Annotated in this window: 11 protein-coding genes; 4 read left to right on the plus strand and 7 right to left on the minus strand. The window is 60.3% G+C overall.

Going from position 1 to position 10,362, the window contains the following annotated elements:
• The 4 genes from pbpG to FGKAn22_RS02820 are packed head-to-tail and all read left to right on the plus strand — an operon-like array spanning position 1 to position 4,885.
• On the plus strand, positions 1-882 hold the full coding sequence (gene pbpG, locus FGKAn22_RS02805; RefSeq protein ID WP_212786471.1) for a D-alanyl-D-alanine endopeptidase: 882 nt from the start codon (positions 1-3) through the stop codon (positions 880-882).
• A 51-nt stretch (positions 883-933) separates the two neighbouring features.
• Entirely contained in the window at positions 934-1,428 is a 495-nt protein-coding gene (locus FGKAn22_RS02810; protein WP_212786472.1) for a hypothetical protein, read from the plus strand.
• Between the two features lie 54 nt (positions 1,429-1,482).
• Positions 1,483-3,861: a serine/threonine protein kinase gene (locus FGKAn22_RS02815; protein WP_212786473.1), complete on the plus strand. Its 2,379-nt coding sequence runs from the start codon at positions 1,483-1,485 to the stop codon at positions 3,859-3,861.
• 52 nt (positions 3,862-3,913) lie between these two features.
• Positions 3,914-4,885: a diguanylate cyclase gene (locus FGKAn22_RS02820; protein ID WP_212786474.1), complete on the plus strand. Its 972-nt coding sequence runs from the start codon at positions 3,914-3,916 to the stop codon at positions 4,883-4,885.
• A gap of 20 nt (positions 4,886-4,905) precedes the next feature.
• On the opposite strand, the gene FGKAn22_RS02825 is transcribed toward FGKAn22_RS02820, so the two are convergent.
• The 7 genes from FGKAn22_RS02825 to trxA all read right to left on the minus strand — a co-directional run bounded on the left by FGKAn22_RS02825 (position 4,906) and on the right by trxA (position 10,204).
• Positions 4,906-5,271 (minus strand): VOC family protein, encoded by a 366-nt coding sequence (locus FGKAn22_RS02825; protein WP_212786475.1) that lies wholly within the window; start codon positions 5,269-5,271, stop codon positions 4,906-4,908.
• A 280-nt stretch (positions 5,272-5,551) separates the two neighbouring features.
• On the minus strand, positions 5,552-6,670 hold the full coding sequence (gene proB, locus FGKAn22_RS02830) for a glutamate 5-kinase (RefSeq protein ID WP_212786476.1): 1,119 nt from the start codon (positions 6,668-6,670) through the stop codon (positions 5,552-5,554).
• Between the two features lie 7 nt (positions 6,671-6,677).
• On the minus strand, positions 6,678-7,742 hold the full coding sequence (gene obgE, locus FGKAn22_RS02835) for a GTPase ObgE (protein WP_212786477.1): 1,065 nt from the start codon (positions 7,740-7,742) through the stop codon (positions 6,678-6,680).
• A 67-nt stretch (positions 7,743-7,809) separates the two neighbouring features.
• The gene (gene rpmA / locus FGKAn22_RS02840; protein ID WP_212786478.1) at positions 7,810-8,067 is read right to left on the minus strand and encodes a 50S ribosomal protein L27; all 258 of its coding nucleotides are present in this window, start codon (positions 8,065-8,067) and stop codon (positions 7,810-7,812) included.
• Between the two features lie 21 nt (positions 8,068-8,088).
• On the minus strand, positions 8,089-8,400 hold the full coding sequence (rplU, locus tag FGKAn22_RS02845) for a 50S ribosomal protein L21 (RefSeq protein WP_212786479.1): 312 nt from the start codon (positions 8,398-8,400) through the stop codon (positions 8,089-8,091).
• 75 nt (positions 8,401-8,475) lie between these two features.
• Positions 8,476-9,732, minus strand: a complete 1,257-nt coding sequence (gene rho / locus FGKAn22_RS02850) for a transcription termination factor Rho (RefSeq protein ID WP_212786480.1) — start codon at positions 9,730-9,732, stop codon at positions 8,476-8,478.
• A gap of 145 nt (positions 9,733-9,877) precedes the next feature.
• Positions 9,878-10,204, minus strand: a complete 327-nt coding sequence (gene trxA, locus FGKAn22_RS02855) for a thioredoxin TrxA (protein WP_212786481.1) — start codon at positions 10,202-10,204, stop codon at positions 9,878-9,880.
• Between the last annotated feature and the right edge of the window lie 158 nt (positions 10,205-10,362).

Here is a 10,362-nt window from a genome sequence, read left to right on the forward strand (position 1 = left end):
ATGAAAAAGGTATTACTGACAGGTCTGCTGGTTGGCTACACGCTCGCGGCACAGGCGGGGGACTATGGCACAGTAAAATCGGAAGGCGCCCGTTACGCTCCGGTGTTCAAGGTCAATTCCACGCCCAAACTGCATTCCTCAATCGCGTTGATTTACGACCAGCAGACGCAGACCCCGCTGTACACCAAAAAGCCCGATGCGCTTGCTCCTATCGCTTCCATCACCAAGCTGATGACGGCGATGGTGGTGCTGGACGCGCATCAGTCGCTGGATGACGAGATCAGCATCGACGTGGCGGATATCGATACCCTCAAGGGCACGCATTCGCGTCTGCGCATCGGCATGACGTTTACACGCAGCGAGTTGCTCAAGCTGGCCTTGATGGCTTCGGAGAACCGCGCGGCATCTGCCTTGGCACGATCCTATCCGGGCGGGCGGGATGCGGCGGTTGCCGCGATGAACGCCAAGGCGCGCGAACTGGGGATGTACAACACACGTTTCCTCGATCCCACGGGATTGAACAGCGACAACGTCTCCACTGCGCGCGACCTGGTCAAGATGGTTGCGGCCGCACACAACTACTCACTGATACATCAGTACACGACCACGGCTTCGCATACCGTAGACGGGTGGGGCGGGCGTGATCTGCGCTTCAACAACACCAATCCCCTCGTCAGGAACGCCAAGTGGGAGATCGGCGTGAGCAAGACCGGCTTCATCAACGAGGCGGGCCGCTGCCTGGTGATGGAGGCGAAGATCAACCAGCGTCCGGTGATCATCGTGCTGCTCGATTCCTGGGGGAAGAGTACCCGTATCGGCGATGCCAACCGCATCAAGAAATGGATGGAAAGCTCCATTGCGCGCACGACGCGGCGCGGTTGATGGCAGGATTCATGGAGAGAGGGGCGTAGCCCCTCTTTTTATTTATCTCCGATGATAGAGCTGGTCCTACTCGCTGTCGTCGTCGCGACCGTGATCCTGGCAATACGCAAGGGCGGTGCCGCGGTGCCTGTCGAGCCGCTCATCGTGCAGCGCCCCGGGCAATACCACATCACGCTTGCGCCGCAGCTCGATTCCTCGCTTGGATTCATCGAGGCTGTGGCACAGCGGCTGGCTGGCGACAGCCAGCCGGCCGGAGATACGCCGACCATCTTTTTCCAGGTGCGCCGCGCGGGCGGTCAGGCCGAAAATTTCTATTTGCTGGCGATCGCATTCCGCAAGGGCGTGTTTTTCATCCAGGCCATTGTGCCGCGCCCCTTGCGCGATTCGGAGAGCCATCTGGCCGCTCTGCGTGAATTCTCCGATGCGGTGCTGTTAAACTACCCGCCGGTTCCGCCGTTCGATGCGGCCGGGGCGGAGAGGATAGATGCTTCGGTCGAGGAGGTTGCGCAGCAATCTGGAATCGTGGTCAGCAAACTGGTCGCTTAACAGGGGGGGGCTCGCCCGGGCTTATGGGCGGGAGCATAAAAAGCTAGAACTATCATGGCAAAGCAGAAAATAGGACGATTCGAAGTATTGCGCGAACTGGGCAAGGGAGGCCAAGGGACAGTCTATCTGGCTTACGATCCCCAGCTCGACCGCCAGATCGCGATCAAGACGCTGCGCAATCTGGGACGTAGTGCCGAGCTGCTGGTTCGCGAGGCGCGAGTCGTCAGCAAGATGCAACACCCCAATATCATTCCGCTTTACGACGCGGGGGAGCATCAAGGCAGCCCTTACCTGGTTTATGCCCACATCGAGGGGCGGACTCTCGCCCAGAAGCTCAAGCAGGACAAGACATTGCCTCTTGTGGAGGCTGCAGAAATCGCCTGCGGCGTACTGGAGGGGCTGTCATATGCCCACGCACAAGGCGTGATGCATCTGGACATAAAACCATCCAACGTGATGCTGTCCAGCACCGGACAGCCGATGGTGATGGACTTTGGCCTGGCGCAGGCGATCAACGGCCAGGAGCGGCTTGCCGGCGATGCCATTAGCGGCACGCCTCTCTACATGGCACCCGAGCGCATCTCCGGAAAGCCGGTCGATTCCCTTGCCGATATCTATTCCGTCGGCATGATGCTGTACGAGATGGTGACGGGCGAGCCGGCGGTGAGCGGCGAAAGCGTCTATGCGGTGCTCCATCGTGCGGCACATGAAGAGGTTGCCGCCCCCTCTGCGATCAACGAGCAGGTGGATGCGCAGATGGAGGCGATCATCCTCAAGGCGATCGCCAAAAATCCGGACGATCGTTACCGGAATGCCTCCGCGATGAAGCAGGCCCTGGAAGGCTACCTCGGCAAGATGGCCGCCGCAGCAGAGGGTGAACGGCGCAAGGCGCACAGCACGCTGGAATTCCTGTTGCGCCGGATGCGCAGCAAGAATGACTTTCCGGCCCTGTCCAACGTCATTTCCGAAATCAACCGCATCGTCTCGTCCGATTCGGAGAGTCCCAACAAGCTGGCCCGTGTCATCCTTCAGGACTTTGCGCTGACCAACAAGTTGCTGCGGCTGGTGAACACAGTTACCTACGGCCAGTTCGGCGGCAACATCAACACCATTTCAAAAGCCGTCGTGATTCTGGGCTTCGAGACCGTCCGCAATATCGCGATGACGCTGATCCTGTTCGAGTTCATGCAGAACAAGGCGCAATCCGCGCGCCTCAAGGATGAGGTGGTGCTGGCGATCTTTGCCGGCCTTGTCGCAGCGCAGTTGTCCACGGGCGAGCACGTCCGCGACGCCGAAGAGGCGATGGTCTGTTCGATGTTCCACAACCTGGGGCGCATGCTGGTCATTTTCTATTTCTTCGAAGAGAGCCAGGAAGTTCTCCGTATGGTCGAGCAGGGCGCGAACGAGGAACAGGCCGCTTTCAAGGTACTGGGCATTTCCTACTCGGAACTCGGACTGGGCGTGGCGCGCACCTGGAACTTCCCGCCGCGTTTGCTGGCGGGGATGCGCAAACTCGGCGGAGGCAAGCTGCGCGCACTGCACGGCGACATGGATTACCTGACTGCAACCGTGAACTTGGCCAATGAGCTGTGTGCGGCTGCCGCGACCACCGAGATCGGAGAGAAGGGCAAGGCGCTGCGCGAGCTTTCCGCTCGATACAGCGCTGCGATGAAGGTATCGGAGCGCGAGATGGGCAAGGCTCTGGATGTCGGTCTCGATGAATTGGCGAACCGGGCGGCCGTTCTGGGCATCAGCCCGGGCAATAGCGCTTTGCTGCAGAAAGTGAGCAGATGGAGCGGACATGCCGTGCTGATCCAGCAAGGCAAGCAGCAGGACGGGGAGATGGACGGGGTCGCCAGCCTTGAGGAGGTTGTCGAACAGCAGAATGCAGGGAAGTCCGATGAGGAAGGCTCGCGGCGCAGTCCGGAAGACATCCTCGGCGCGGGCATTCAGGATGTCACCACTTCGCTGGTGAGCGACTACAGCCTGAACGATGTGTTGCAGATGGTGCTGGAAACGATCTATCGCGGCATGGGGTTCGAGAGGACCATCTTCCTGATCCGCGATAACAAGCAGAATGCCATGACCGCGCGCATCGGTTTCGGCAACGGCGTGGGGGCGGTGATCCCGCGCTTCAAGTTCCCGTTGTCGTTCTCGGCGGACGTGTTCCATCTGTCGATCAGCAAGGGGGCCGATATCCTGATCGAGGATACCCGGGCGCAGAACATCACCGACAAGATCCCGGACTGGTACCGTTCCTCGGTCAATGCCCCCTGCTTCATGCTGCTGCCGGTGATGGTGAAGGACAAGGCGATCGGGCTGTTCTATGCCGATATGCCGGAGGCCAACGGACTCAACATTTCCAAGCAGCAACTGTCGTTGCTGCGGACTTTGCGCAATCAGGCCGTGCTCGCCATCAAGCAGAAGATATGATGGGCAGTCTGGAATCGGAATTTGTGATGGCGATCGCCGCCGGAAGGATGTTATGAACAAGAAGCTGGGTAAGGTAAAAGTGCTGGTGGTGGAGGACAGCAAGGTCGCGATCAAGGCCATCAGCGGCTATCTTGAAGACATCGGCGTGCATCCCCTGGTCGCGGAATCCGGACAGGCTGCTGTCGAGCTCTACCGCAGGGAGCGTCCCGATATCGTGTTGCTCGACATCATCCTGCCGGACGTCGACGGCTACGACGTCGCAAGGCAGATACGCAAACTGCAGGGCAAGGACGACTGGACCGCGATCATCTTCCTGACCGTGATGTCGAAGGACGAGGATCTGGCCCGAGGCATCGAGGTAGGCGGTGACGACTACCTGATGAAGCCGGTGGGCCGCGTGGTGGTGCAGGCCAAGGTGTCGGCCATGTACCGTCTGGTGCGCATGCAGCGGGCGCTGGTCAAGGTGACCGAGCAGTTGAACGAGGCCAACCAGGAATTGCAGCGGCTGTCGATGACCGACGGCCTGACCGGCATCGCCAACCGCCGGCTGTTCGACGACTTGCTGGTGCGCGAATGGCGGCGCTGTGCCCGCATCGGAAAGCCGATGTCCGTGGTGTTGCTGGACGTGGATTATTTCAAAAAATACAACGACCGCTACGGCCACCAGGCCGGCGACGACTGCCTCAAGGTGGTGGCCAGGGAAGTGGCTGCTGCCGCGCCGCGCGCAGGCGACCTGGCGGCACGCTACGGCGGCGAGGAATTCGTGCTGGTGCTGGGCGAGACGGATGAAGGCGGCGCGCGCTGGGTGGCGGAACGCATCTGCCGCCATGTGCTCGGCCTAAAGATGATGCACGAGGATTCGCCGCACGACTACGTGACGGTCAGTTGCGGCGTCTGCAGCGTGCTGCCGAGTGATTCGTTGGCGGTCGACAAGCTGGTCAAGACCGCCGACAAGGCCTTGTATCTGGCCAAGGAGCGCGGGCGCAACGGGGTGGCTTATCTGGGGTACGGACAGGGGAGCTAAAGGCAGTTCTTACTTCCCTTTCATTTGGGCGCGTGGCACACCGCCTCGATGTTGTGCCCATCCGGATCGAATACGAACGCGGCATAGTAGGTGGGGGAATAGTCCTCCCGGATTCCCGGCGGCCCGTTGTCCTTGCCGCCGGCCTTGAGCGCGGCCGCGTAGAACTTGTCGACCTGCGAGCGTTTACTGCACTGGAAGGCGACGTGGACCTTGGGTTTGGTGGCCTTGCCCTGGCTGATCCAGAAATCCGGATTGCCTGCCGCGCCCAGGCCCGCCGCTTCGCCGTATTCGGCAACCACCTTATAGCCTAGCGGAGCAAGCGCCGACGCGTAAAACTGTTTGCTGTGCTGATAATCGCTGACATCAATGCCGATGTGGTCGATCATGCGAGTTTCCTCCCAAAGGGTTGTCTGGAATTGCGCTATCGCGCATCACTCGCTTGGAACTTTATTGGGATTTCCAGTCCGTATGGATACGGGGGAATCTGTATTTCAGGATGGAAAAACTGAGTAGTTGTCTGCTTAACCAGCGGCTTGGCTACGCTGAGATAAGCTTTCGCCGCAACCTAGTCTTGCTGTGTTTCACAGCAGGTTGTGGCTTCGGCCGCCGCTGCGCGGCTTAACTTGCTTCGCAAGTTAGCCTACGCCGTAATCTGGTTTTGCTGTTTTACAGCAAAACCAGATTATCTCTATGAATCAGTTCCTGGTCGCCGCCGTAGCCGAGCAGGGTTTCGATTTCCTGACTGGGGTGGCGCGCGATGCGGCGCGCTTCGTCGGCGCTGTAGTTGGTCAGGCCGCGGGCGATGTCGCTGCCGTCTTCACCGACGCAAGCCACCACTGCGCCGCGCTCGAATTCACCGAACACATCCACCACGCCGATCGGCAGCAGGCTCTTACCGCCGGAGCGCAGCGCCTTGATGGCTCCCGCATCCAGCACCAGCTTGCCGGCGACCTGCAAGTGACCGGCCAGCCATTGCTTGCGCGCCACCAGAGTCGGGGTGGTCGCGGTGAGCAGGGTGCCGATGGATTCGCCTTTCAGCAGGCGCAACAGCACGTCTCGCTCATGGCCGGAGGCGATGACGGTGTGCGCACCGCTGCGCGCCGCGCGCTTGGCGGCGAGGATCTTGGTGATCATGCCGCCGCGGCCGATGCTGCTGCCCGCGCCGCCTGCCATCTGCTCCAGCGTCGCATCGCCCGCCTGAGCCTGCGATACCAGCGTGGCGCTCGGGTCCTTGCGCGGATCGGCGGTGTATAAGCCGCTCTGGTCGGTGAGGATGACGAGTGCATCGGCCTCGATCAGGTTGGTGACCAGCGCGCCCAGCGTGTCGTTGTCGCCGAACTTGATCTCGTCGGTGACCACCGTGTCGTTCTCGTTGATGATGGGGATGACGCGCAGCGAAAGCAGGGTGGTGAGGGTGGAACGCGCGTTCAGGTAGCGCTCGCGGTTCGCCAGGTCGGCATGCGTCAGCAGCACCTGTGCGGCATGCAGGCTGTGCTGGCGGAAGCAGCTCTCGTAGGCCTGCACCAAGCCCATCTGGCCGACGGCAGCTGCGGCCTGCAATTCGTGTATCGAAGTGGGGCGGGTGTTCCAGCCGAGGCGCTGCATGCCTTCGGCGATCGCGCCGGAGGAGACCAGCACAACCTCATGGCCGCTGGCGTTCAGCGCGGCGATCTGGCGCGCCCAGTTGCCAAGGGCGTCGAGGTCCAGTCCCGCGCCCTGGTTCGTCACCAGGCTGCTGCCAACCTTGACGACGATGCGCTTGCATTGGTCGAGTAGGGTTCCCATAGGTCGTTCAGATCGTATCTGTGTCGGTTTCCTGCGCGCTGTCGGCGGCTTCTTCCTGTTCGCGTGCCGCTACTTCCAGCAGGTGTTCCATGATGGCGTAAGTCAGTTCCTTGCAACCATCGCCGTTGATCGCGGAGATGGCGAAGTGGCGATCATAGTCGGAGAATTCCTTGAGGAATGCAGCCACCTTCTCTTCGCGGTCTTCCAGCAGGTCCAGCTTGTTCATCACCAGCCAGCGCGGTTTGTTGTACAGCTCTTCGTCGTATTTCCTCAACTCGTTGAGGATGGCGCTCGCTTCCTGTACCGGATCGGTCTCTTCGTTCAGCGGTGCGATGTCCACCAGGTGCAGCAGCAGGCGCGTCCGCGCCAGGTGCCGAAGGAACTGATGCCCGAGGCCCGCGCCTTCCGCTGCGCCCTCGATCAGGCCGGGGATGTCGGCGATGACGAAGCTCTTCTCGTGCGAGACGCGCACCACGCCCAGATTCGGGTGCAGCGTGGTGAACGGGTAGTCGGCGACCTTGGGTTTCGCGGCGGAAACCGAGCGGATGAAGGTGGACTTGCCTGCGTTCGGCATGCCGAGCAGGCCCACGTCGGCCAGCACCTTGAGTTCCAGTTGCAGTTCGCGGCTTTCACCGGGTTCGCCGGGCGTGCATTGGCGCGGCGCGCGGTTGGTGCTCGACTTGAAATGCAGGTTGCCCAGGCCGCCCTTGCCGCCTTGCGCCAACAGGGCCTTTTCGCCGTCGCGGGTCAGGTCGGCGATGACTTCGCCGCTGTTGATGTCGGTGATCACCGTGCCGACCGGCATGCGCAGGATGACGTCATCCGCGCCTTTGCCGTAGCAATCCGAGCCGCGGCCCGGTTCGCCGTTCTTGGCGCGATGGCTGCGCGTGAAGCGGTAGTCCACCAGGGTGTTGATGTTGCGGTCCGCCAGGGCATAGACGCTGCCGCCACGGCCACCGTCGCCGCCGTCCGGGCCGCCTTTCTCGATGTACTTCTCGCGGCGGAAACTGGCCACACCGTTGCCGCCCTTGCCTGCGAATACTTCGATTTTGGATTCGTCGATGAATTTCATGTCGTCTATGCCACAAATAAAAAAGCCCTACCTTGCGATAGGGCTGATTCGTTCCGAACGGCGCTGCTTACGCGGCGACGATGGAAACTGTTCTACGCTTTTGCGCGCCCTTGATGGCGAACACCACCTTACCGGTGATTTTAGCAAACAAGGTGTGATCCTTGCCCATGCCGACGTTTTCGCCGGGATGGAATTCGGTGCCGCGCTGACGCACGATGATGCTGCCCGCGCTGATCAGTTCGCCGCCGTAGCTCTTCACGCCCAGTCGTTTTGAGTGTGAGTCGCGTCCGTTACTGGTACTGCCGCCGCCCTTTTTTGATGCCATGTTATATGCTCCTTAACAGAATTACGCGGAGATGCCGTCGATGCGGATCTCGGTGTAGTTTTGACGATGACCTTGCGACTTGCGGTAGTGCTTACGGCGACGCATCTTGAAGATGTGCACCTTGTCGCCACGGCCGTGCGAAACGATGGTTGCTTGCACGGACGCGCCGGTCAGCAACGGCTTGCCCACGGACAGCTTGTCGCCGTCGGCTACCATCAACACCTTGTCCAGCACGATGGCGCTGCCTACGTCGCCGGGAATGGTTTCGATTTTCAGGGTTTCGCCGGAAGAAACGCGATATTGCTTACCACCGGTTTTAATGACTGCGTACATAACAACCTCGATTGCTTACGATTTTTGCGAAGGCGCGGATTATACATAAATATCCGCGCCGGTCAAAATGCTTTTTTAGCGCTTCATGGAATCAAAGAATTCGGCGTTGTTCTTGGTCGCCTTGATCTTGTCCAGCAGGAATTCCATCGCCTCCAGCTCGTCCATGGGGTAGAGCAGCTTGCGAAGCAGCCAGATGCGCTGCAGGATGTCCTGCTTGATCAGCAGCTCTTCCTTGCGGGTGCCGGAACGGTTGACGTTGATCGCCGGATAGATGCGCTTCTCGGCCATGCAGCGATCCAGGTGGATCTCCATGTTGCCGGTGCCCTTGAATTCCTCATAGATCACGTCGTCCATGCGCGAGCCGGTGTCGACCAGTGCGGTGGCGATGATGGTCAGCGATCCGCCTTCCTCGATGTTGCGCGCCGCGCCGAAGAAGCGCTTGGGGCGCTGCAGGGCATTGGCGTCCACGCCGCCGGTCAGCACCTTGCCGGAGGAAGGGACCACGGTGTTGTAGGCGCGCGCCAGGCGGGTGATGGAGTCGAGCAGGATGATGACGTCCTTCTTGTGCTCGACCAGGCGCTTGGCCTTTTCCAGCACCATCTCGGCAACCTGCACGTGGCGGCTGGCCGGTTCGTCAAAGGTGGATGCGACCACTTCGCCGCGAACGGTGCGGCTCATCTCGGTCACTTCCTCCGGGCGTTCGTCGATCAGCAACACGATCAACGTAGCATCGGGATTGTTCGAGGAGATCGAGTGCGCAATATGTTGCAGCATCACGGTCTTGCCCGACTTCGGCGAGGCCACCAGCAGTCCGCGCTGGCCCTTGCCGATCGGGGCGACGATGTCGATGATGCGGCCGGTGATGTTCTCTTCGGCCTTGATCTCGCGCTCCAGGCGCAGCGGCTCGGTCGGGAACAGCGGGGTCAGGTTCTCGAACAGGATCTTGTTCTTCGTATTCTCGGGTGGCTCGCCGTTGACCTTGTCCACCTTCACCAGTGCGACATAGCGCTCGCCGTCCTTCGGGGTGCGGATCTCGCCCTCGACCGTATCGCCGGTGTGCAGGTTGAAGCGGCGGATCTGGCTGGGGCTGACGTAGATGTCATCCGGGCCGGCCAGGTACGAAGTGTCCGGTGAGCGCAGGAAGCCGAAGCCGTCCGGCAGAATCTCCAGCGTGCCGTCGCCGAAGATGCTTTCGCCTTTCTTGGCCTGGCTCTTCAACAGCGCGAACATCAAGTCCTGCTTGCGCATGCGGTTGGCGTTTTCGATCTGGTTGGCCGCGGCCATTTCCACAAGTTCGGTGACGTGTTTGGTTTTTATGTCGGATAAGTGCATGGCTATGCAGGAATGGTGATTGAGAAGTACGAAGGGATTAGGATCTACCGGGTGGAAGAAACCACCCGCATGCCTGAAGCGTGTTCGTTTGTGTTGTTGTCAGGGGACGAAACAGGAAGGCGATGCGGGTGCGACAGTAAACGCTTTAGATATGGCTGTCAATAAACGCGGTCAATTGGGATTTCGACAGGGCGCCGACCTTGGTCGCCTCGATGTTGCCGTTCTTGAACAGCATCAGGGTCGGGATGCCGCGGATGCCGTACTTCTGAGGAGTCTGTTGGTTCTCGTCCACGTTCAGCTTGGCAATGCTCAAACGGCCGGCGTATTCCTTGGCGATTTCGTCCAGGATGGGGGCGATCATGCGGCAGGGACCGCACCATTCGGCCCAGTAGTCCACCAGCACGGGCAGCGGAGCCTGCAATACTTCGGCGTCGAAAGTCGCGTCGGAAACGTAATGGATGTGTTCGCTCATTGTCTTGTTCTCGCTTGGTGATATTGTTGATTCGGAATGAAACGTGCGGTTGATTCGTGACAGGTTGCCTAGCTCGTGGCGGCATCCTAACCAAAAACGGCAAGGCTGTGAAGTGAATTAATCCGCCCCTCTCTGTTAGAATAAATCGACCTTTTCTG

Origin of the sequence: Ferrigenium kumadai, assembly GCF_018324385.1 — a bacterium.
Lineage (GTDB): Bacteria > Pseudomonadota > Gammaproteobacteria > Burkholderiales > Gallionellaceae > Gallionella > Gallionella kumadai.

Coding starts and splice junctions, on each gene's coding strand:
- rplU (WP_212786479.1), bottom strand. CDS start 8,400: ATGTACGCAGTCATTAAAACCGGTGGTAAGCAATATCGCGTTTCTTCC.
- FGKAn22_RS02815 (WP_212786473.1), top strand. CDS start 1,483: ATGGCAAAGCAGAAAATAGGACGATTCGAAGTATTGCGCGAACTGGGC.
- proB (WP_212786476.1), bottom strand. CDS start 6,670: ATGGGAACCCTACTCGACCAATGCAAGCGCATCGTCGTCAAGGTTGGC.
- obgE (WP_212786477.1), bottom strand. CDS start 7,742: ATGAAATTCATCGACGAATCCAAAATCGAAGTATTCGCAGGCAAGGGC.
- rho (WP_212786480.1), bottom strand. CDS start 9,732: ATGCACTTATCCGACATAAAAACCAAACACGTCACCGAACTTGTGGAA.
- trxA (WP_212786481.1), bottom strand. CDS start 10,204: ATGAGCGAACACATCCATTACGTTTCCGACGCGACTTTCGACGCCGAA.
- FGKAn22_RS02810 (WP_212786472.1), top strand. CDS start 934: ATGATAGAGCTGGTCCTACTCGCTGTCGTCGTCGCGACCGTGATCCTG.
- rpmA (WP_212786478.1), bottom strand. CDS start 8,067: ATGGCATCAAAAAAGGGCGGCGGCAGTACCAGTAACGGACGCGACTCA.
- FGKAn22_RS02820 (WP_212786474.1), top strand. CDS start 3,914: ATGAACAAGAAGCTGGGTAAGGTAAAAGTGCTGGTGGTGGAGGACAGC.
- FGKAn22_RS02825 (WP_212786475.1), bottom strand. CDS start 5,271: ATGATCGACCACATCGGCATTGATGTCAGCGATTATCAGCACAGCAAA.
- pbpG (WP_212786471.1), top strand. CDS start 1: ATGAAAAAGGTATTACTGACAGGTCTGCTGGTTGGCTACACGCTCGCG.